This window comes from Flavobacterium ginsenosidimutans (genome assembly GCF_003254625.1).
Taxonomy (GTDB): Bacteria; Bacteroidota; Bacteroidia; order Flavobacteriales; family Flavobacteriaceae; genus Flavobacterium; species Flavobacterium ginsenosidimutans.
In genome coordinates this window covers 218,967-241,548 of sequence record NZ_QJRJ01000082.1, presented here as the reverse complement: position 1 = coordinate 241,548, position 22,582 = coordinate 218,967, and the positions used below count along the sequence as shown (strand labels likewise).

Here is a 22,582-nt window from a genome sequence, read left to right as displayed (position 1 = left end):
AAAATCTAAACTGTTTTTTAAGTAGATCAGCATAAACTTTGTCAAAGTTTCGTCATTGTTTGTCATTCCGAGGAACGAGGAATCTCCGTTAAAAGCTCGACAAAGATTGGAATTTCGGTACGGAGTTACTTGTGGAGATTTCTCCTTCGTCGAAATGACAAAAATGCGCAAACTAACTTTAGAGTATATCTATCAATCTTCAATCAAGCTAATCTCAAAAATTGTTTTGCCATTTTCGCTTTTATGCGAAATATAACCGCCATGTGCTTCAATAATATTTTTAGATAAAGTCAAACCAATTCCTGCGCCTTCGGTTCGGGTGGTGAAAAACGGCAGAAATATTTTGTCTTCAATTTCTTTTTCGATTCCTTTTCCTGGGTCTGAAACTTTTATAAAAATGCGATTGTTTTTGGCTTCCGCCGTAATCGAAATTTGCTTCGTATTGCTATTTTCTAAAGCATTAATCGAATTTGTCAATAAATTAATCAATACCTGTTCTAACTGCTGCGAATCGACATCGATTAGATAGTTTTGGATAACGGCATTTTTGACTTCAATATTACTTTTCCTAAACAACGGATTCATAACTTGAATACAGTTTTCAACGAGTTGCTGCAATGCTGCTTTTTCTTTTTTGGGTGAAGGAAGCATTGCCAGTTTTCGATACCCTTCAACAAATTTCTGCAAATGATCGCTTCGTCTCAGCATCGTCTGCACGCTGTTTTTTATGTCTTCTAAATCTTCTGTCGAAAGCGAATCTTGTTCTACTAAATCCTCCAAATTCTGGCAGATTGAGCGAATTGGCGTTATCGAGTTTAATAATTCATGCGATATCACTTTCATCAAATTAATCCATGCATCTTTTTCTTTTTTCTCAACCACATTTTGAATCGAATCCAACAGAACAATAAAATAATCCTGCCCAAAAATTTCGGTTCGTGAAGCCTGCAAAACAAACGTCTGTTTGCTTTGTTCGTTTATGCTAAGCTCAATTGAAGTTTTTATTTCATGAAAATCATCTTCTTCGATAATTTCACACAAAGATGGCAGCTGATTTTTAAGATATTTCCATTTTGAAACTTTCGGAACATTAAAATGGCTCGAAAAATAATCGTTCATCAAAAAAATACTCCAATCGCTTTCTTGCCTCTGCAAAATAATAACACCCGATTCTATATTGTTTAAAATCGAACGGTAAATAATATCTCTCGTAACTTGCTCATTTTGCTTACTTTTTAAGGTTTCATACAAAGTAAAAAGCTCATTATAAGTACTATTGAATTTATGTTTAGAAAAATCGGAACTAAAATCGTCCTGCAATATCGAAGAAATGGTTTTATTATAAATCAAGACCATATTTCTAACATAAAAATACATTTCTCTACCCAGCAGAAAAACCATGCAAAGGCCAAAAATTCCTGTAAAAAGTAAACCAATTCTAAAGAAATACAGCGACAATTCGATTCCGATCACGATAAAAATTAATCGCAGAAAAAGGAGTTTGTAAGTTTGTAAAGTCCTTAGCATAATTAGTCGATATTGATATTAAATTTCTCCAAACGTCGGTACAGCGCGCCTCTTGACAAACCCAGTTCTTCGGCAGTTTTACTGATATTATTGTTGTTTTTAAGAAGTGCTTTTTCAACTGTAGCTTTTTCAACCGAAGAAAGCTGAATATCATCTGAATTTTCCTCGTAAGGCGTTATCGTTTCTAAGTCCAGATCAGAAACCGTGATGGTATTATTCTCGCAAAGAATAACAGCACGTTCAATCTTATTTTCCATTTCGCGAATGTTTCCATTCCAAGCATGTTTTTCAATCTGTTCTAAGACTTTTTTATCAAAAGTGATTTCGTCTCGGTTATATTTTTCAATCATTTTATCCAAAAGATATTCGGCTAGCGGAATCTTATCTTCGTGACGTTCTCTTAGCGGAGGCAAAACAATTTCCATCGTATTTATGCGATAATACAAGTCTTCTCGGAAGTTTTTGTCGGTAACTTCTAGTTTTAAGTTCAAATTTGTTGCTGTGATAATTCGAACATTTAAAGGTCTTGCTTTGGTTTCGCCCAATCTTGTTACGGTTTTCGTCTGAATCACTTGAAGCAATTTAGATTGTAAATGAAGCGGTACATTTCCTATTTCATCCAAAAAAATGGTTCCGTTTTGCGCCATTTCAAAACGCCCTGCTGTGTCCGTTTTAGCATCGGTAAAAGCACCTTTGGCATAGCCGAACAATTCGCTTTCAAAAATATTCGAATTTAAAGAACCTAAGTCAACCGCAATAAACGGCTGATTTTTTCTTTCAGATTGTGTATGAATATGATGTGCCAGAACAAACTTTCCAGTTCCGTTTTCGCCTAGAATCAGAACATTCGCATCGGTTTTTGCGACTTTATCTGCTAGAGAATAAGCCTTTTTTATAATTTCAGAACTGCCAACAAAAAAATCCTGTTTTATCTCAACGTCTTTGTTTTTCTTCTGTTCTTTTCGGGCTTTATCTACAGCTTGTTTTACCGATTCTAAAAGCTTTTTATTTTCCCAAGGTTTTAGAATATAATCAAAAGCGCCCGATTTTAAGCCTTCAACGGCAGTTTCTACTTTTCCAAAAGCGGTCATTAAAATCACAACCGTTTTTGGCGAAAGCGTTTTTATTTCTTTTAGCAAATACAAACCTTCCCTTCCATCTTCAAAACCTAATCTATAATTCATATCTAATAAAACGACATCAATAGCATTTTTCGACAACAATTCGACAATATTTTTCGGATTATTGAGTGTAAAAATGTTCTCGAAATACTTTTTCAGATAAACTTTTGATGCAAAAAGGATGTCTTCTTGATCGTCGATGATTAAAATAGATGCGTTGGTCTTTTTCATTGTTGTTCAGTTTTGGACGAAAGGTGTCCACTAATGGACAGTTTGGTTTTTTATCAAAAAATAAAACATTAAAAATAAAGTAGTTACAAGGTTTAATTTCTTGGCATGAAAATCACATTAGAACTTGTAAATCATTAATTATTAACGCCTTTCAGGAGTACAAATAACAAATAAATAGTGATAATTTGAAAATAAATTATCTTATTTTTCAGACTTGTTTCTATCATTTCTGAAGGCATAAAATTTTAAAAGAAAATCAATCAAAATCCAAAACAGTCAATTATGATTAACATTACAAAACTTTCAAAAGTATTTAGAACTGAGGAATTAGAAACCAAAGCATTAAGCGAAATTTCGTTAACGATCAATCAAGGCGATTTTATTTCGATTATGGGACCATCAGGAAGCGGAAAATCAACTTTATTAAACATCATCGGACTTTTAGACAGTGCTTCAGACGGAAGTTATAAGCTTCTTGGTCAGGAAATGGTGGGTTTGAAGGAAAAACAAAAGTCGCAAGCAAGAAAAGAAAACATCGGATTCATTTTCCAGAACTTCAATTTAATTGATGAATTATCTGTTTTTGATAATATAGAATTGCCTTTAATTTATGCCAATGTTCCTTCTTCGGAAAGAAAATCTCGAGTAAATGAAATAGCAAAAATATTAGGAATCTCGCATCGTTTGAAACACTTTCCGCAGCAGCTTTCTGGCGGGCAACAGCAGCGTGTAGCCGTTGCAAGAGCTTTAATCAATAATCCGAAAATTATTTTGGCCGATGAGCCAACTGGAAACTTAGACAGTAAAAACGGAAATGAAGTAATGGAATTACTAACCGATCTCCATGCCAGCGGATCGACAATTCTAATGGTGACACACTCCGATTATGATGCATCTTTTTCGCAGAGAACTATTTTAATGAAAGATGGCGTAATCCTTTCGGAAAAAGTAAATCATAGAAATGTAGATGTTTTAGTAACTGCTAACAACTAGTTTATGCTTCAAAATTGGATCAATACATTTATTTATCATTTAAAGCATAACAAGCTTTTTACGGCTCTGAACATTCTTGATCTGAGTATTGGAATTGCGGGTTTGATTTTTTCGATTTTGTATTGGAATGAAGAACAAAGCTATAACGACTGGAATCCTAATAAAGAAGTGGTTTTTCAATCCATTAGTAAAGTTAGTCCAACCAATACGTGGGGAACTAATGTTCTAACCTTCGAAAGTTATTTTAAAAACGACTTTAAGGAAATTGAAAGTTATTGCTACTTAGACACTTGGTATGCCGAAAAAACAATTCAATACCATAACAAAAAAGGAGTTTTTAATACTATTAATGCCCAAAAAACTTTCTTTGAGATGTTTCCTTTTGCTTTTATAATGGGAAATAGTAAAACGGCTTTAAAAGACGAAAATTGTTTAGCAATTTCTAAGAAAACAGCTCTAAATCTATTTGGAAGTGTTAATGTACTTGGCAAAACTGTAAACTATTATGATAAAAAACTTGTTGTAACGGGAGTTTATACCATTCCTGGAAAATCTTCTTTGGAGCCAGATGCAATTACCAATTTTACAGCAGAAAGAATGCGGGAAAACAAGGACAACTGGGGGAGTTTTGATATGGGATTGCTCTTAAAATTAAAAAATCCTGCCGACAAAGACAAAGTGATTGCTAAAATGAACAATCTATTTTACAAAAATCGTTCATTAAAATGGGCAAAAGATGAAGGCATTTCAATTGCTGAATGGTCTAAAAAAAATAGTGAATTTGAAGTAAAAGTTTCTTTAGAATCTTTAAAAGATGCAAGATTGCACTCTCAAATTGATGGTTATGCAGAAGGTCAGGGTAATTTTCAATTCTTGCTGATTATGATGGCTTTATCATTCTTAATTTTGATTTTGTCATTGTTCAATTACATCAATTTTGCAACTGCAAATGCCATAAAAAGAGCAAAAGAAGTTGGTATTAGAAAAGTTCTTGGCGCATCTAAAGGTAATATTGTATTACAGTTTATTTTTGAAACTTTTATTATTACTACTTTTTCTATTCTATTATCTCTCGTTATTGTCGAACTGTCCTTGCCTTTTTATAATAACTTCTTAAACAAAAATTTATCAATTTCTGGATTTCAGTTTTCATTTGAACTTATCGTCATTTTTATTATAACTATAATTGCGGCTGGAATATTTCCCGCTATTTATATTTCAAATTTTGAAAGCCTAAAAGTATTGAAAGGAAATTTCAGCAGAAGTAAAAGTGGTGTCTGGCTTCGCAATGGAATACTGATTCTACAATTCGCAATTGCTTCTTTTTTCATGATTGGATCATATATTGTGTACCTGCAAGTCAATTTTTTAAACAAGCGAGATTTAGGTTTTAAAGGAAATCAGGTTTTAGAAATCAAATATGAAAAACCCTTTTTTGATCTCAATGACCCCAAAGTCGATGAAAAATTGTTTGCAAGATACGAGACTATTAAACAGGAAATTTCCAAAATTAAAGGCGTTTCACAAGTCAGTACTGGCGTTATCTCTTTTGCCTCAGGAAATAGTCTTTCATCAACTTTTAATTATAATGACAAAACCATTTTGGCACAAAATATAGGTGTTGATTACGGCATGCTTGAAATGATGAAAATTAAACTTAGTCAAGGGCGCTATTTAGACTCTTCAATTGCATCAGATAGTATTGATGCTATACTAATTAATGAAAAGGCTTTACAATTAATGAACGAAAAAAATCCGGTTGGGAAAGTTGTAACCTTGAATGATCAGAAACTTAAAATAATTGGAGTTGTAAAAGATTTTAATCTTTGGGGACCAAAAGCCGAAATTCCTCCAATGGTCTTTTTTCATCTCAAAACAATAGACTGGACGAATCTTAACGTAAATCATTTATTTGTGAAAGTGAATCAAAATGAGATCACCAATACGATTGCTGATCTTGAAACGTTTTGGAAGAAAAATGTAGATGTAGATTCTCCTTTTCATTACGATTTTGTGGATAAGGCTTATGCGAGAAATTATCAAGAATACATCAATCAAAGCAATCTTTTTTCACTCTTAAATTTCGTTGTTATTCTCATTGCTCTGTTTGGACTTTTTGCTTTAGCTTCTTATTCTGTTCAAAGCAGAATGAAAGAGATTGCTATTCGAAAAACGCTGGGCGCTGAAACCAATGTTTTGCTAAAAGAGCTTTCTAAACAATATATTATCTTTTGTTTTGTTGGATTTCTAATTGCCCTATTTCCAGCATATTATTTACTAAATAAATGGCTTGAAGATTTTGTCTTTAGAATTGAAATTTCTGCTTATCCATTTTTATTTGGATTCTTAGCATTATTATCCTTAACCTTAATTGTAGTGCTGTCTAGAACATATCAAGCTACAAAAGTAGATGTTTTAAAATACTTAAAATACGAGTAACATGCTGAAAAATTATATCAACATATTTATATACCACATCAAAAGCAACAAACTGTTTTCGATTCTGAATATTTTAGGATTATCCATAGGAATAGCAACTTTAATCTTTGCCATTCTTTTTTGGAATGATGAACATTCATATGATCAATGGAATCCTGAAAAAGGCAAAATATATTCTGTTTTAAATAATATTGGCAATAATAACATCTGGACGTCAAACCCTGCTACAAATGGGCCTATGCTAAAGTCTGTTTCTTCAGATTTAGAAAGTTATTGCTATTTCTATGCTGATTATGCAAGAGATATTATTTCGTACAATGGTAAAAAAGAAATGATCAACAAAATATTTACTGCTCAAAGTAATTTTTTCTCTTTTTTTCCTTTTCCGTTTGTTTATGGAAATGCAAAAACAGCACTTCAAGACAGAAACAGCATTGCTTTATCTGAGGAAACGGCAGAACGTTTGTTCGGGAACGAAAATCCGTTAGAAAAACTGGTAAAATACGAAGGACAGATTTTTACCGTGAGAGGCGTCTATAAACTATCACAGAAATCTTCAGTAATGCCTGAAGCCGTTACCACTATAATTGAAGATGATTTAAAAAGAACAAAAGATCAATGGACTTATCATTATGGGCTTATTCTTAAAATTAAAAAACCAAAAGCAGTTCCGAGAGTTGTAAAAACACTCGATCAGATTTTCTTTGATAATTGCACAAAAGTGTATGCAAAACAAGAAGGTTTGACCGTTGCTGAGTTTGTAAAAAAATATGGCGATCCCGTAAAATCAAGTTTATTACCGTTGCCCGAAGCGCGATTGTATAAAGGAAATTTTCCTTTTCCAGAAGAAGGCGGAAAGCTGCAATACATTTTAGTTTTAATGGGATTATCAATTTTAATTCTATTACTTTCTATTGTAAATTACGTTAATCTGGCAACTGCAAACGCTATTAAAAGAGCAAAAGAAATTGGTGTTAGAAAAATTACCGGCGCTACAAAAGGACAAATTGTTGCCCAATTCATTTTTGAAACTGCCATAACCACCATTTTCTCTGTTTTATTGGCTTTGGTGATTGTTGAAATTTCACTGCCTGTTTACAATTCATTTCTTGATAAAGATTTGGTTTTAATTGGTTCTCAATTCTATATACAGCTTATTTTAATCACTTTATTGGTTATTATTTTTTCTGGAGTTTTACCTGCTGTCTATGTTTCTAATTTTGAAGCTCTAAAAGTTTTAAAGGGTAATTTTTCTAGAAGTAAAAGAGGAATCTGGCTTAGAAACGGAATGCTGGTTTTACAATTTGCTGTTGCAGCATTTTTTATAATCGGATCTTTTATTGTGTATAAACAAGTCAACTTTATGGCTGAGAAAGATTTAGGTTTTAAAGGGGCTCAGGTTTTAGACATTGCTTTTAAACCTAAAACAGATAAAAGTCAGTATGAGCGTTATAAATTAATTAAGCAGGAAGCAAGCAAAATAAAAGGTGTTGAAGCAGTTTCTACTGCATTATTTTCAATGGGATCTTTAGAAAACTCTTGGTCAACGGCGAGTTACAAAGACAATACTCCTTTCATGATACAAGAAATGGGAATGGATTTTGAAATGCTCGACATACTAGATGTCAAACTTTTAAAAGGAAGAAAATTAGACACCAGATTCTCTTCTGATACTATTTCATCTGTTTTGTTGAATGAAAATGCTGCGAAATTAATTCCGGAAAAAGATGTTTTGAATAAAACACTTTCATGGAGAGATCAAAAGGTAAAAGTGGTTGGGATTGTAAACGATTTTAATTACTTTGGAATGGAAAGCCAAATTTCTCCAATGATGTTTTTTTACGTTACAAAAATCAACGGAGTTAAAGATGATATCCGCCATATCTTTATCAAAATTTCGCCTGATGATATGCAGGAAACTATTGCAGCAATTAATAAATTCTGGGTGCAAAAAGTAGATTCAGAATATCCGTTTGAATATAATTTTGTTGACAAAAACTATGCAAAAACGTACAAAAGATATGAAAATCAGAGAGATTTATTTGCTTTACTGAATATAATTGTAATCCTAATTGCTGTATTTGGATTGTTTTCTTTAGCCTCTTTTTCGATGGAAAGAAGACTTCGCGAAATTGCAATTAGAAAAACTCTTGGTGCAGATACTGATGTATTATTAAAAGAATTATCCAAACAATATATAGTTTTCTGTATAATTGGTTTTCTGATCGGAATTGCTCCTGCCTATTTCTTATTGGGAAAATGGCTCGAAAACTTCGCTTTCCGAATTGATATTCCCCTACTACCCTTTGTCCTAGCCTTTATATCGTTATTATTCTTAACCTTGACGATTGTTCTCGCAAAAGCCTATCAAGCAACAAAAGTGGATGTTTTACGCTATTTAAAATACGAATAAGATGCTAAGAAACTGGATCAATATATTTATATATCAAATAAAGAACAGTAAACTTTTTACTGCTCTCAATATTCTCGGATTATCAATTGGAATTTCGGGTCTAATTTTCGCGCTTTTGTATTGGAACGACGAACATAGTTACAATGCCTGGAATCCCGAAAAAGATAATGTCTATCAAGTTTTGGTTCAACTGGGCGATATGCCGGCTGTTGCCGAAAACTCGGTTCGATTAAAAGCCTATTTAGAAAATGATTCTAATGTCGAAACTATCGTTTATGCAGACGATTGGTATCAGAAAGACAAAATAATCTATAAAGGGAAAAAAGAATTTACAGATAAAATTATCAATGTCGAAAATGGCTTCTTTTCTCTTTTTCCGTTTAAAATAATTCAAGGCAATAGCTTTTCGGCTCTAAAAGATGGTTCGGGTGCAGCAATTTCACAAGATATTGCAAAAAGAGTATTTGGCTCAGAAAATCCCATTGGAAAACAGATAAATTTTCTGTCTCAAACCTTCACCGTTCAAGCGGTTTACAGCATTCCAGGAAATTCTTCTATCGCTCCGACCGTTATCGTTAACAAGATGAAAGATTTAGTCGATTTGAGCAAAAACCAAGGTTTATTTGTTTTAAAGATACTTTTAAAAGTAAAAGATCCTTCTAAAATTGATGCTACCAAGAGAATGCTCGAAAAAGTATATTATGACGAAATCATTATAAAAAGTTCCAAAGAAGCCGGAATGTCTCCTGCCGAAATGGAAAAAAAGATTGGCCATTTTAAAATCTTTATGGAACCGCTTTCAAAATCCAGACTGCATTCTATTTTAAACGGTTACCCAGAAGGAAGAGGCAACTATCAGTTTTTATTAATAATGACAGGATTGTCTATTTTAATCCTCATTTTATCTATTGTCAATTATATCAATATGGCAACAGCAAACGCCATTAAGCGAGCCAAAGAAGTCGGAATACGAAAAATTCTTGGAGCCTCAAAAAGCAAAATTGTGATGCAGTTTATTTTTGAAACGGCTTTAATTACTTGTTTTTCAATTTTATTAGCCTTGGTAATTGTAGAATTAACGCTTCCTTATTACAACAATTTTCTTGGCAAAAATCTAACAATAGCAAATGCAGAATTCTACTTGCAGCTTATTCTTATTTTTATTGTCACAATTTTGGCAGCGGGCTTATTTCCTGCACTTTATGTTTCTAATTTTGAAACTGTAAAAGTATTAAAAGGTAATTTTGAAAGAAGCAAAAATGGCATTTGGCTGCGTAACGGAATGCTAATTTTTCAGTTTTCGATTGCTGCGTTTTTTATCATTGGTTCCAATATCGTTTATGAACAAATAAAATATTTAAGCAATAAAGATTTAGGTTTTAAAGGAGATCAGGTAATTGCCGTTTCGTTAAATTTTCCATCTTCTTATTATGAAGGAGAACAAAGCACTCAGAAAATCTATGATCGATATAATACGATAAAGAAAGAATTATCAAAGCTAAACGGGATTTCTAAAGTTTCGACAGGATTGATTGCCTTTGACGGAAATGACGATTCTTTGTGGCCAATCTGGTACAAAGATGAACTCTTTAAACAAAAAGCAATTGGAGTAGATTATGGAATGCTGGATCTCATGAACATTAAAATTGAGCAAGGACGCGACTTTGATACAAAACTAGCTTCGGATACTGTAAATTCTGTTTTAATAAATGAAACAGCATTAAAACTGATGAATATTAAAAATCCGATTAACCGCGAAATTAGAATTGGAAATCAGCCCATGAAAATTATTGGGGTCGTAAAAGATTTTAATTTACTAAGTCCAGAATCCAGCATTGTGCCAATGACTTTCTATCATATAAAATCTTTGGATATGGCTGGCGATATGAATGTTATTTACATAAAACTAAAGCCTGAAAACATACAAAGCACAATTGCTGGCATAGAAACCTTTTGGAAAGCAAAAGTTGATTCCGAAAATCCTTTTCATTATGATTTTGTCGATAAACAATACGCCAGAACTTATGAATCGTATGTAAAACAAAACAACTTGTTTTCGCTACTAAACATTGTAGTAATTCTTATCGCTCTGTTTGGTTTGTTTGCTTTGGCATCTTATTCCATTCAAAGAAGAATGAAAGAAATTGCGATTCGAAAAACTTTGGGCGCAGAAACCAATATTTTATTGAAAGAACTTTCTAAACAATATGTCGTTTATTGTGCAATAGGTTTTCTTATTTCCGTATTTCCTGCCTATGTTTTATTGCAGAAATGGCTCAATAATTTTGCCTTTAGAATCGAAATTCCGATACTGCCTTTTCTGTTTTCATTTCTGTTTTTATTGTTTCTAACGCTATGCATAGTTTTAGCAAAAGCGTATCAGGCAACAAAAGTTGATGTTTTAAAATATTTAAAATACGAGTAATTAGTTTGAGTTTTTTTATTTCACGCAGATTCTGCAGATTTGAGCAGATTAAAACTTAAAAAAAACTTTGCGTCTAAGCGTCTTTGCGAGCAATTTTTCAAAGTATGGAAAAAATACTTAAAATAGAATCTCGCAGAGTCGCTAAGGCGTAAAGTTATTTATATTCATTCTTAAACCGATTTTGACATTCGTCAATGTTTTTTTCCTCGATTAACTTTACTTTTGATAATGATTAATTTTTGAGAAATGATGAGTGAACTTGAGGCTTTAATTGAGAGCAGATTACAACTGGAAAATGATGAACTTAACACCATTCTCTCTTGCTTTAAATTAATACAAGTAAAGAAAAATGAGCAATTGCTGCAAAGCGGAACGGTGGCTGATAAAATCTATTTTATAAAAAAAGGCTGTCTGCGCTTGTATTACAGTACCGAAGATCACAATATTACCACTCGTTTTATGGCTTTTGAAGGCACATTTTTAACTTCAATCGTTAGTTTTATTTCTAGAGAACCAAGCTCGGAATATATCGAAGCCGTAGAAAACTCAGATCTTTTTGCAATTTCTTACGAAGATTTTTTTCGTCTTCGCAACACAATTCCGCAATGGGATAAAATGTATATCTACATTCTCGAATATGGTTTAACTGTCATTACCTCAAAACTCAGCAGTTTATTGACCCAAAATGCTGCAGAAAGATATCGCAATCTTCTTAAAAACAACCCAGAACTTATTCAGAGATTGTCCAATGCCAATCTTGCATCATACCTTAATATTTCGCCAGAAACATTAAGCAGAATAAAATCACAGATCTAACTTTCTGTCAAAAAACAAAAAAACAACATTAAAAAACATTTTCTATCATGAGAAGTGATGAAGTAAAAAAAGGTGTTCAGCGAACTCCTCACAGATCCTTATTGCGAGCTACGGGCTTAAAAAACGAAGATTTCGGAAAACCATTTATTGGAGTTGCGAATTCATTTATTGAAATTATTCCGGGACACTTTTTCTTAAATAAAGTTTCTGAAATTATCAAAGAAGAAATTCGTGCTAATGGCTGTGTTCCGTTTGAATTCAATACAATCGGAATCGATGATGGAATAGCAATGGGACATGACGGAATGTTATATTCGCTTCCAAGCCGTGAAATTATCGCAAACTCCATAGAAAGTGTCATGAATGCTCATAAATTGGACGCCATGATTGCAATTCCAAACTGTGACAAAATTGTTCCAGGAATGATTATGGGAGCTTTGAGAGTGGATGTTCCAACCATTTTTGTAAGCGGTGGACCAATGTCTAAAGGTTACACCAAAAACGGAACTGCAATTGACTTAGCTTCTGCATTTGAAGCAGTTGGAAAACACGAAGCTGGAAAAATAACCGACGAAGAATTATATGATATCGAGTGTAACGCCTGTCCAAGCGGTGGAAGCTGTTCTGGAATGTTTACGGCTAATTCTATGAATACTTTAATGGAAGCGATGGGAATTGCTCTTTCTGGAAACGGAACAATTCTAGCGCAAACTCCTGAACGCGAACAGTTGTATCGTGAAGCTGCGAGACGAATTTGTGATATTGCGAAAGATCAGCAAGCTATTGAGAAATTCAAATTGAAAAATATTTTGAATGAAAATGCTGTTCGTAATGCTTTTGCTGTAGATATGGCAATGGGCGGAAGTACCAATACTGTTCTTCATATGCTCGCAATCGCAAATGAAGCTAATGTCGATTTTAAACTTCAGGATATTAATACCATTTCTGGAAATGTTGCGCATATTGCTAAGATTTCGCCGAGTTTGAGTACCGTTCACATGGAAGACATTAACAGAGCTGGCGGCGTAAATGCGGTTATGAAAGAAATAAACAAAAGAGGTTCTGGGGTTTTAATTGATAATCTTACCATTAGCGGTGAAACTTTATTGGAGAAAATCGCCAATGCTGAAATTAAAGACACAACAATTATTCATACCATTGATAATCCGTATAGTAAAGTTGGCGGATTGGCTATTTTATACGGAAATCTTGCAGAACAAGGCGCTGTAATTAAAACAGCTGGTTTAACTGGAGATCGTGTATTTACGGGTAGCGCAGTTTGTTTTGATGGCCAAGCCGAAGCAATTGCGGGAATTATGATGGGAAAAGTAAAAGCTGGAAATGTCGTAGTTATTCGTTACGAAGGACCAAAAGGCGGGCCTGGAATGCAAGAAATGCTTTCTCCAACCAGTTTAATTATGGGAATGGGACTTGGAAGTTCTGTAGCTTTAATTACCGACGGAAGATTCAGCGGTGCAACTAGAGGCGCTTCAATTGGTCACGTTTCTCCCGAAGCTGCTGAAGGCGGAATGATTGGTTTGGTTAAAGATGGCGACGAAATTCACATTGATGTTGATCAATATATTTTATCAGTTAATTTGAGTGATGAAGAAATTGCGGCAAGAAAAGCCGCTTTCAAACCTTTAAAAAAACCTTTAAATTCAAGATGGCTTTCTCAATATAGAGCGTTGGTTACAAATGCAAGTACGGGCGCTGTTCTAAAAACAGATCTAGATTAAAACATACTTTTTCAAACACTTACAAAAAAAAGCTAAATCAAAAATTGATTTAGCTTTTTTTATTTTATTTTAATATCTTTAATAAAAGTATACTCAAAACTATCAACCTAAAACTGTTACAAAATGGAAAAGATAACCAATAAAAAAACGTTATTTTTACTCTCGATTGGAATTTTCATTATCGCAGCATCTGTTATTCTTCCGAATTTTTTTAAAATTTCTGATTTTTCCAGAGGTTTGTTAGTCGGAACAGGAATTGGCTTTATAATAAAATCAGATCTCTTCTCTATTTTTTAGTAAATCCTTTTCTTGTCATTTCGCCCCAGCCTTTGGTTCCCATAACTTTTTCTTTATACCCAACTAAAGCGGCATAAACCGTAAGCGGATGAAAATAGAAAGGCTCAATAAACGCTGCCATTAACAATTTGAAAAAATCGGCCTGTTTGGGATATTTATGGTATGTTTTTTCTTCGCTGTACAAAGCAATGACCGAAAATAAAACGGCAAAAGAATACACAAAAAGCAATAGCAAGAAGAAAAAGTGCCAGTTCAGCAATCCAAAAATTATAAATACAGCTGTTATAACAAGTCCAATGAATTCTATCGCTGGAGCTAAGAATTCAAACAATGTCCAATATGGCACACTCAGTAATCCTAATAATTTATATCTCGGATTTAAGAACATTACTTTATGAAAACTTAAAGTTTCAATTGTTCCTCTCATCCATCGGCTGCGCTGTTTTTTAAATATTTTGAAATCTTCTGGAGCTTCGGTCCAGCAAAGCGGATCTGGAATATAACTTACTGAATAAGGCAGTTTATTTTCAAGCATATAACGGCGCATTCTCACGATTAACTCCATGTCTTCTCCGACCGTTTTAGTACTGTATCCTCCAGAAAGTATGGCAATTTCTTTATCAAATGCACCAAAAGCGCCACTAATTAGCAATAATCCGTCTAGTTTTCCCCAAGCCATTCTTCCTAAAAGAAATGCTCTCAGATATTCTAAAACCTGAATTCGAGACAACATCACATCTGGAATATTCACTTCAACCAAACGGCCGTTTTTAATCACACATTGATTGGCAATTCTCACCACACCTCCTGTTGCAATAATTCGCTTTCCGTGAGATTCCAAAAATGGTTTTGCTAGTTTTAAAAGCGAATCTTTATCTAAAATACAATCCACATCAATACAAACCACATACGGGTTTTGCGCAATGTTTAATCCAACATTCAAAGCATCAGCTTTACCTCCATTTTCTTTGTCAACCACAATTAGTTTTTTGAAAGCTGCATTTCTTGAAGTGTAAATTCCTTTTATTTTTTTAGTTTCAATTTTTGGATGAAAATCCAATTCTGTCAAAACCAAATCGTAAGTTTTGGTCAGGATTTCCATTGAATTATCTTTACTTCCGTCATTTACCACAATAACTTGATAATTATTGTAGTTTAACGAAAGAAGCGATTTTACATTTTCTTCAATAGTCATTCCTTCATTATAGGCAGGTGCAATCAGCGAAAGTTTAGGAGCAAATTCGCTGGTAAGCAACACTTCGTAATCAACAAAACTGTTTCTTTTAAGATACCTTCTAAGCTCTTTTGTCGAAATATAAGCCAGCATCAAATAAGAAGACATAATTAATATGGCGTAACCAAGAATCAGGAGTATATAAATATCCAAAAACCATTCTATTTCAGTATTAAAAAAAGTCATTTTCTTATAAAATTAAACGGTTAATGCCTGCAAAATGCTTTGCGCTTCGTATTTTATAACTGTATTTGAAGCTTGGGCCGCCAATTGCGCCACATGCGGAACTTTCTGCGTCAGCTTAAGTTCTTTTATAAGTTTCAGACCAAGCGTAACGACAGTTGTGTTTTGTGATTCTAACAAAAACTCAATTCCTTCTGTATCACCAACTTCGTGTTTCTTAAAAGCATTAATAATATTCAACTGCATCCAATCGTCTATCGGGTCTGAATGTTCTACTAAATAGGCTATACTTTGCGTACCTCCAAGTTTAATACAAGCATTTATCGCAGTAATTTTCAGTGTTTTATTTCTAGCTTTAGAGAAGGCAATAATCAAATCAAATGCTTCATTTATATTAAATTCTGCCAATTCTGTAATTGCTCTGCATTTTACTTCCCATTTTAGACTTTTCAGCCTTCTGTATGAATCTTTTATTAATCCAGAATCTTTATAAAATTGCTCCAGTTTCTTGGCATAAATCCCTTCATAATTTTTATGAAGATTGATAAGAGATTCTGTCAAAACTTCTCTAAAAAAAGAAGTGTCAAAAAGCACTAAAAAATTTTTATCTTCTTTTATTGTTGAAAATGATACATCTTCAAAAATAACAGATGCCATTATTTTTTCAATTAAGCTACTGTATTCGTTTCTAAGTCTTTCTTTTTTAATTTTATTGCTTCGGCTAGCCACAATAACAAGATACATAATGAACGAACCTAATACAAACAGATAGATCGAAAAAGTAAGGAAAGGCACTTCCCACTGACCGGCTTTATATAGTTCCCAGATTTCTGTCATATTAAAAGCGTTTTGTTACGATTAACTGAACATTGAACCTATTTCTATATTCTCCAGGTATGTATTCTTCACGCTCATAAAGGAAAATTGGACGCACAAAAAACGAATCGCCAAAACGATGCTGGTATTGAATTCCTGCACGATATGCCTTTAATGGCTGTGTAAAACTGTTGTAGAGATACAAATACGGAACGTTTCCATATTGCAATTCCAATCTTATGATACGCTCTTTTTCTTCGTTTACGCGCTGAACACTTAAAACATGAGAAAATAATTCGTTAGAAATATCATAATAAGGTCGGTAACCAAAACTGTAAATTCCTGCATTATACACTACTTGCCCTGTAAGCAAGGTAATATCGTCTGAATCAAAATGCATAAATCTTGCTCCAAGCGAAAAATCAAACTTTTTTTGCGGGGCAAAATAATATTCTAAACCTCCTTTAGCTACTGGAAATATAGTCTCGCCAGTTGAAACTCCAGCATTTGCATACAAATAACTTTTGTTTGAAAAAGTTTGGTAAAAATCGGTTTCAAATAACATTTGTGTATCACCGCTGATGTTTCCAATGTTCGCTCTTCCAACAATAGCTGATTTACTGAATTTATGCGAGTATTCCACATATCCATAATGAAATGGAGACTGTCCTGGCTCTGAAGTAGAGACATTTAAATAAGAAGCTGAAACTGCATTTTTTGCTTTTCGCCCAATAAGCGTTCTGATTCCTCTGAAAGCCTGAGTACTATTATCAATATAAGCTGATTTCTGTATTAAATCTAATGCTTCCTCATCTCGGTTTAATTTCTCCAGACAAGTTGCTTTGGTTTTTAATACATCTACTGATTTTGGATCAATAGCTAAATATTTATCGCAATACGAAATACATTTTTCATAATCTTCTGTCCAAAAGTAAACGTTTATAAGTGCTTGTAAAGCTTCTGGATTTGGATTATTTCTGTCTGCCAATGGAGACAAGACCTTTATAGCTGTTTTGTAGTCTTTTTTCCAGCTGTAAATTCGTCCTGTATAGGTTTGTATGTCTTCGTCGTTTGGAAATTTGGTGCGTAACGGATCCATAAGCGTTAATGCTTTGTCGTAGTTTTGTTTTTCAACTTCACGTTTCACATTCGCTAATGTCTCATCGACATTTATTTCTTGTCCAATTGCAATGGAAGAAATAAACAAAAGGCAGATAGAATAATATACAAATTTCATTAGGCACGTATGTTTAGTAATTTATTGATTCTCACTAAAAGCACAGCCGGACTGACTGGCTTGGCAATAAATTCATTAGCGCCAATATCAAAAGAATCCAATTCTGTTTGTTCGACACCCGAAGAAGTCAATATAATTACAGGAACATCTGATTTGAGGCTTTGTCTAATATATTGCGTAATCTCCATACCGCTTACGCCAGGCATGTTAATGTCTGTCAATACTAAATCATAATTTTCTTTTTGGATTGCTTCAAGTGCTTCTTTACCATCAGAAAATTGGTCAACACTAAATCCTTTAGACTCTAAGAAAAAAGATAATGATTTGCGTAGGATATCATTATCTTCGGCTAAAATAATTCTCATTTTTTTAATTTTTATCTTGGGGACACCTTTATTTTATAACATCAATATTGTAAAGCTATTGCATATTTCCCTTATTTCATAGCTCTTTTAAAATTTTTATAACTTCATCAATTCCACAGCTAAAAATATTTACTTTATCCAAAGTTTCAGCTGTAAATTCGCCAGTTGTGGCTTCTTCTTCAATAATCGAAAGGCAATTACTCAAATCCTGCAGCATAAAAATATCCATGCTTGACTTCATATTATGCGCCAATTTCTTTACGCTATCATGATCTGTATTATGAAACGATTCTTCCATCTCCTTGGCCTGACTCGGAATTTTTTCTACAAAAAGATTTATCATCTCTTTTTTAAATTCAGTATCGCCACAAGACATTTCGTCTAGGAAAGTCATATCTACAATTCTTCTATGATTCGCTTCACTGTCCTGATTCATTACTGTTTTTATTGCTTTTAAAAGAACAGGCTGTTTAAACGGTTTTGGCACATAAGCATTCATTCCTACTTTATAACATTTTTCTTGTTCTCCTACTAAAGAATGCGCAGTCATGGCAATAATTGGAATAGTAGAATTCATTTCTTTACGAATGTATTCTGTCGTTTGGTATCCGTCTTTAACAGGCATTTGCAAATCCATTAATACCAAATCATATTTGTTTTGAGAAAGAAGTTCGATACCTTCTTCGCCGTTTTGTGCAATATCCAAATCAAATCCAAAATTATTAATTACGCTTTTTGCGAGCTTTTGGTTTAAAACATTGTCTTCGCAAAGAAGAATTTTAAGATTTCCTAGATTATTTTTAGAAACAGATTTTTCTTTTATTTCAACAACATCTACTTTTTTATAAGTCAATTGAACCCAAAATTCTGAACCACGGTTTGGTGTACTTTTTACATCTACTTCCCCTTTTTGCAGCTCAACTAATTGTTTTACAATATTAAGTCCGAGTCCAGTACCGCCATAAGTTCTAGTTGTACTTTCTTCACCTTGCGTAAATCGTTCAAAAATAGTTTTAAGCTTATCTTTAGGAATTCCAATTCCAGTATCTTTCACAGAAAATTTAAGCAAATAATCATCCTCTGTTTCATCAATCTTTTTTACAGAAACTGTCACTTCGCCTTCATTGGTAAATTTAAGTGAGTTTCCTATAAGATTCACCAATATCTGATTAAGTCTTCCTTGATCGCCAATCACCATATCGGGCATTTCTGCATCAAGAAAAAGATTAAATTCGACATCTTTCTGCACTTTTACCTTCAATAAATTATAGACATGTTTCAGTGTCTTCTTTAAATTGAACGGTTCAGATTCGATTACTAAATTTCCAGATTCAATTTTAGAAATATCCAGTACGTCATTGACAATTAGCAATAAATTTTCTCCAGCAATTTGAACACTTTCAATATAATCACGCTGAACATCATTCAATTCAGTTTGCGCAAGAAGATCAGTAAAACCAATAATTGAGTTTAAAGGAGTTCTAATTTCATGGCTCATATTGGCCAAAAAAGTATCTCTTGCCAATACAGCACGTTCAGCAATTTTTCTCTGATGCTGTAATTGGATATTCTTGGTTCCTAATTCTAACTGCGCCATAACGTGCTTGGCAACAATTGAGAGCGCATTTCGCTGATTGTCATTCAGTTCTTTTACAACATGATCAACCGCGCACAAAGTTCCAATATTATAACCGTCTGGAGTTGTTAGCGGAATGCCGGCGTAAAATCTAACATTAAATCCGCCTGTAACATTTGGATCATCTTTGAATGTATCATTTACATGCGTATCATTGATTTCTACAATTTTTGTATCTAAAATAGTGTAATTGCAAAAAGAAATTTCTCGAGGAACTTCGGACACTCCTACTCCAATCTCAGATTTAAACCATTGTCTGTTTTCATCAATAAAAGAAATATGAGCAATTGGCACACCGCAGATATAAGAAACAAGCCTTGTCGCATCGTCAAAAGCATCATCTGGAAGTGTGTCGAGTATATTGTAACGTTTTAAAGCAGCTAAACGTTGTAGTTCGTTATCTGGAATGGGGTAATCTTTATTCATTTTATTATAGTGGTAAAGTGCATAAAGATAAGGGAATTTAATCTAAAAACCCTTGCATTAACTTGACTTTCTTAAAAAAAGCTGTTAGATATACGTCAAATTTTATCCGTCAAATCCTCCTTTTTTTATTTCATTACAAATTTTTTCTAGGTCATTACAAAATTGAATGTCACCTATTTCATGAACGCCAATTTTGTCATAAAATTGCTCAGATTTTATAAACTAATCTCTTCAAAAAGCCATTTTCCTTTCTTTTTTTAAGAAATAATGCGCTTGAATGAGTAAAATTTAAAGTAAATGAAAAATTTAAGAAACAGTATTTTTTACGTTGGAATTATTGGAGGCTTCTCTCTTCTGATGTATTGGATTATTCTATTAGGTGTAAAACTGGAAACAGGCCGAAATCTTAAAATCCCTACTTCAGATAAAAGTCAATGGGGCGAATTTCTTGATTCTCTTATTAAAAACTTGCATCATCCGTTAGCCCTATTATTGGCGCAGATCGTTACAATCATTTTTGTTGCCCGTATTTTTGGATGGATTTGCATCAAAATAAAACAACCCGCTGTAATTGGAGAAATGATCGCCGGGATTGTAATGGGACCTTCATTAATTGGAATGTATTTCCCCGAATTTTCAGCAGCATTATTCCCAGCTGAATCACTTGGAAATCTTCAATTCTTAAGCCAGATTGGTTTGATTCTTTTCATGTATATCGTGGGAATGGAAATCGACATGAAAATTCTAAGAAACAAAGCCCACGATGCTGTAGTTATTAGCCACGCAAGTATCATCATTCCGTTTGTTTTAGGAATGGGATTGGCGTACTTTATATATGACGAGTTTGCCCCTGCAGATGTACAATTTACATCTTTTGGTTTGTTTGCCGGAATTGCGATGAGCATCACAGCATTTCCGGTACTTGCCAGAATTGTGCAGGAACGCGGCATTCATAAAACTAAATTAGGAACAATCGTAATTACTTGTGCCGCAGCCGATGACATCACGGCTTGGTGTATTCTAGCAGTTGTAATTGCGATTGTAAAAGCAGGTTCTTTTGGAAGCGCTTTGTACACGGTTCTTTTAGCTTTAGGTTACGTCTTTTTAATGATCAGAGTAGTTCGTCCGTTCCTTAAAAGAATCGGAGATTTATATGCTACAAGCGACAAATTAAGCAAACCAATTGTTGCAATATTCTTTTTAACTCTTGTAGTTTCATCTTATTTGACAGAAGTTATCGGAATCCACGCTTTATTTGGAGCTTTTATTGCTGGTGCAATTATGCCTGAAAACATTAGATTTAGAAATCTTTTTATCGAAAAAGTCGAAGATGTTGCACTTGTACTTTTATTGCCATTATTCTTCGTATTTACTGGATTAAGAACACAAATTGGTTTATTGAATGAACCTTATTTATGGAAAATCGCTGGATTAATCTTCTCAGTAGCAGTTATAGGTAAGTTTGTCAGCAGTGCGCTTGCAGCAAAATTCGTAGGCCAGAACTGGAAAGACAGTTTGTCGATCGGAGCATTAATGAATACAAGAGGTTTAACCGAATTGGTTGCTTTAAATATTGGTTACGATCTTGGAGTTTTAAGTCCAGAGTTGTTCTCTATGTTCGTAATTATGGCGCTTGCCACTACATTTATGACAGGTCCAACTTTAGATTTTATTAATTGGATTTTCAAATCGAGTAAAACAGAAACTGAAGAAGATGTCAGTCTGAAAAATAAATACCGCATTTTATTATCTTTTGACAGACCAGAATCTGGAAGAGCTTTGCTTAAAGTAGCTGATGGATTAACGAATAAAAGAGCTGAAAGTTCTGAAATTACAGCAATGCATTTTCTACCAACTGAAGAATTGCACCATTACAATACAGAAGTTTACGAAACAGAAAAATTTAAAGGTGTTGTTGAAGAATCTGTAACGCTTAACAGAAATATCACAACGATGTTTAAAGCGTCTTCTGATATTGATAACGAAATTGTAAATGTTGCCAACAAAAGCAAACACGATTTACTATTAGTTGGAATTGGACAATCTATTTATGAAGGAAGTTTGTTAGGAAGAGTCCTTGGCTTTACAACCCGAATGATTAATCCTGAGAAAATATTAAACACCGTTACTGGAAAAGAAAACATCTTAGAATCAGCTCCTTTTGATGACGGAACGAGGCAGATTATTGCTAAATCTCATATTCCAGTCGGAATTTTAATTGATAAAGATTTAACTGAAATCGCACATATTTTTATTCCGCTATTCAATGCCAAAGATTGGGATTTGATACAAAATTATGTTCAAAAATTTATTCAGAATACTGATGCCAGAATTGAAATTTTGGATGTAGAAGGAAAAATCATGTCAGATTTAGACACAAAAGAAAAAATTAGATTAATGGAACAAGCTGCTTCAAGTCAGCTTTCGCTAAGAAAAGAGCATTCAATCGAGAAAGATTATTTAAATCAGCAAGATCTTATGCTCATCTCAATTGACGGATGGAAACATTTAGTAGAAACCAAGAGCCCGTGGTTAACTAATATTCCGTCAACATTAATTATCTCTGAAGATAAAAAATAGAATTTGTTTTGGATTTACAAAGAAAAAGCGCCTCTTTCAATAAGAAGGCGCTTTTTTGATTTAAATAATATTTACTGTGTGAAAAATATTTAAATTTGTAAGAA

15 protein-coding genes are annotated in these 22,582 nt (G+C 33.4%); 8 read left to right on the top strand and 7 right to left on the bottom strand.

The window, feature by feature from the left end:
- Positions 1-192 precede the first annotated feature (192 nt).
- Both DM444_RS21550 and DM444_RS21545 read right to left on the bottom strand, forming a co-directional pair.
- Positions 193-1,527, bottom strand: coding sequence for a sensor histidine kinase (locus DM444_RS21550; protein WP_111290502.1), 1,335 nt, complete (start codon positions 1,525-1,527; stop codon positions 193-195).
- A gap of 2 nt (positions 1,528-1,529) precedes the next feature.
- On the bottom strand, positions 1,530-2,879 hold the full coding sequence (locus DM444_RS21545; RefSeq protein WP_111290500.1) for a sigma-54-dependent transcriptional regulator: 1,350 nt from the start codon (positions 2,877-2,879) through the stop codon (positions 1,530-1,532).
- A 282-nt stretch (positions 2,880-3,161) separates the two neighbouring features.
- On the opposite strand from DM444_RS21545, the gene DM444_RS21540 reads away from it, so the two are divergent.
- The 7 genes from DM444_RS21540 (at position 3,162) to DM444_RS23700 (ending at position 14,001) form a co-directional block, all read left to right on the top strand.
- Positions 3,162-3,872 carry an ABC transporter ATP-binding protein gene (locus DM444_RS21540; RefSeq protein ID WP_111290498.1) on the top strand — a complete coding sequence of 237 codons (711 nt, stop codon included), beginning with the start codon at positions 3,162-3,164 and terminating at the stop codon, positions 3,870-3,872.
- A gap of 3 nt (positions 3,873-3,875) precedes the next feature.
- Positions 3,876-6,311: an ABC transporter permease gene (locus DM444_RS21535; RefSeq protein WP_111290496.1), complete on the top strand. Its 2,436-nt coding sequence runs from the start codon at positions 3,876-3,878 to the stop codon at positions 6,309-6,311.
- Position 6,312: 1 nt separating this feature from the next.
- Positions 6,313-8,724, top strand: coding sequence for an ABC transporter permease (locus DM444_RS21530; protein ID WP_111290494.1), 2,412 nt, complete (start codon positions 6,313-6,315; stop codon positions 8,722-8,724).
- Between the two features lies 1 nt (position 8,725).
- Complete coding sequence (locus DM444_RS21525; RefSeq protein WP_111290492.1) at positions 8,726-11,149, top strand: ABC transporter permease; 2,424 nt, start codon at positions 8,726-8,728, stop codon at positions 11,147-11,149.
- A gap of 246 nt (positions 11,150-11,395) precedes the next feature.
- Positions 11,396-11,965, top strand: a complete 570-nt coding sequence (locus tag DM444_RS21520) for a Crp/Fnr family transcriptional regulator (RefSeq protein WP_111290490.1) — start codon at positions 11,396-11,398, stop codon at positions 11,963-11,965.
- Positions 11,966-12,012: 47 nt separating this feature from the next.
- Positions 12,013-13,704: a dihydroxy-acid dehydratase gene (ilvD, locus tag DM444_RS21515; RefSeq protein WP_111290488.1), complete on the top strand. Its 1,692-nt coding sequence runs from the start codon at positions 12,013-12,015 to the stop codon at positions 13,702-13,704.
- A 123-nt stretch (positions 13,705-13,827) separates the two neighbouring features.
- A complete protein-coding gene (locus DM444_RS23700; RefSeq protein ID WP_162615026.1) occupies positions 13,828-14,001 on the top strand; it encodes a hypothetical protein in 174 nt (57 codons plus the stop codon).
- On the opposite strand, the gene DM444_RS21510 is transcribed toward DM444_RS23700, so the two are convergent.
- The 5 genes from DM444_RS21510 to DM444_RS21490 all read right to left on the bottom strand — a co-directional run bounded on the left by DM444_RS21510 (position 13,991) and on the right by DM444_RS21490 (position 19,898).
- Entirely contained in the window at positions 13,991-15,421 is a 1,431-nt protein-coding gene (locus tag DM444_RS21510; protein WP_111290487.1) for a glycosyltransferase family 2 protein, read from the bottom strand. The two genes, DM444_RS23700 and DM444_RS21510, sit on opposite strands and share 11 nt — an antisense overlap.
- A gap of 12 nt (positions 15,422-15,433) precedes the next feature.
- Positions 15,434-16,255, bottom strand: coding sequence for a HEAT repeat domain-containing protein (locus tag DM444_RS21505; protein WP_111290486.1), 822 nt, complete (start codon positions 16,253-16,255; stop codon positions 15,434-15,436).
- A gap of 1 nt (position 16,256) precedes the next feature.
- A complete protein-coding gene (locus DM444_RS21500; protein ID WP_111290485.1) occupies positions 16,257-17,471 on the bottom strand; it encodes a YaiO family outer membrane beta-barrel protein in 1,215 nt (404 codons plus the stop codon).
- Positions 17,471-17,836: a response regulator transcription factor gene (locus tag DM444_RS21495; RefSeq protein ID WP_111290484.1), complete on the bottom strand. Its 366-nt coding sequence runs from the start codon at positions 17,834-17,836 to the stop codon at positions 17,471-17,473. The genes DM444_RS21500 and DM444_RS21495 overlap by 1 nt, the downstream gene beginning before the upstream one ends.
- A gap of 76 nt (positions 17,837-17,912) precedes the next feature.
- Entirely contained in the window at positions 17,913-19,898 is a 1,986-nt protein-coding gene (locus tag DM444_RS21490; protein WP_111290483.1) for a GAF domain-containing hybrid sensor histidine kinase/response regulator, read from the bottom strand.
- Between the two features lie 297 nt (positions 19,899-20,195).
- Here DM444_RS21490 and DM444_RS21485 point away from each other — a divergent pair, with 297 nt between their 5' ends.
- Positions 20,196-22,478, top strand: coding sequence for a cation:proton antiporter domain-containing protein (locus DM444_RS21485; RefSeq protein WP_111290482.1), 2,283 nt, complete (start codon positions 20,196-20,198; stop codon positions 22,476-22,478).
- Positions 22,479-22,582 lie beyond the last annotated feature (104 nt).

Bases quoted from the DNA above. Each gene is read 5' to 3' on its own strand.
- DM444_RS21550 (WP_111290502.1), bottom strand. From the start codon at position 1,527: ATGCTAAGGACTTTACAAACTTACAAACTCCTTTTTCTGCGATTAATT.
- DM444_RS21545 (WP_111290500.1), bottom strand. From the start codon at position 2,879: ATGAAAAAGACCAACGCATCTATTTTAATCATCGACGATCAAGAAGAC.
- DM444_RS21540 (WP_111290498.1), top strand. From the start codon at position 3,162: ATGATTAACATTACAAAACTTTCAAAAGTATTTAGAACTGAGGAATTA.
- DM444_RS21535 (WP_111290496.1), top strand. From the start codon at position 3,876: ATGCTTCAAAATTGGATCAATACATTTATTTATCATTTAAAGCATAAC.
- DM444_RS21530 (WP_111290494.1), top strand. From the start codon at position 6,313: ATGCTGAAAAATTATATCAACATATTTATATACCACATCAAAAGCAAC.
- DM444_RS21525 (WP_111290492.1), top strand. From the start codon at position 8,726: ATGCTAAGAAACTGGATCAATATATTTATATATCAAATAAAGAACAGT.
- DM444_RS21520 (WP_111290490.1), top strand. From the start codon at position 11,396: ATGATGAGTGAACTTGAGGCTTTAATTGAGAGCAGATTACAACTGGAA.
- ilvD (WP_111290488.1), top strand. From the start codon at position 12,013: ATGAGAAGTGATGAAGTAAAAAAAGGTGTTCAGCGAACTCCTCACAGA.
- DM444_RS23700 (WP_162615026.1), top strand. From the start codon at position 13,828: ATGGAAAAGATAACCAATAAAAAAACGTTATTTTTACTCTCGATTGGA.
- DM444_RS21510 (WP_111290487.1), bottom strand. From the start codon at position 15,421: ATGACTTTTTTTAATACTGAAATAGAATGGTTTTTGGATATTTATATA.
- DM444_RS21505 (WP_111290486.1), bottom strand. From the start codon at position 16,255: ATGACAGAAATCTGGGAACTATATAAAGCCGGTCAGTGGGAAGTGCCT.
- DM444_RS21500 (WP_111290485.1), bottom strand. From the start codon at position 17,471: ATGAAATTTGTATATTATTCTATCTGCCTTTTGTTTATTTCTTCCATT.
- DM444_RS21495 (WP_111290484.1), bottom strand. From the start codon at position 17,836: ATGAGAATTATTTTAGCCGAAGATAATGATATCCTACGCAAATCATTA.
- DM444_RS21490 (WP_111290483.1), bottom strand. From the start codon at position 19,898: ATGAATAAAGATTACCCCATTCCAGATAACGAACTACAACGTTTAGCT.
- DM444_RS21485 (WP_111290482.1), top strand. From the start codon at position 20,196: ATGAAAAATTTAAGAAACAGTATTTTTTACGTTGGAATTATTGGAGGC.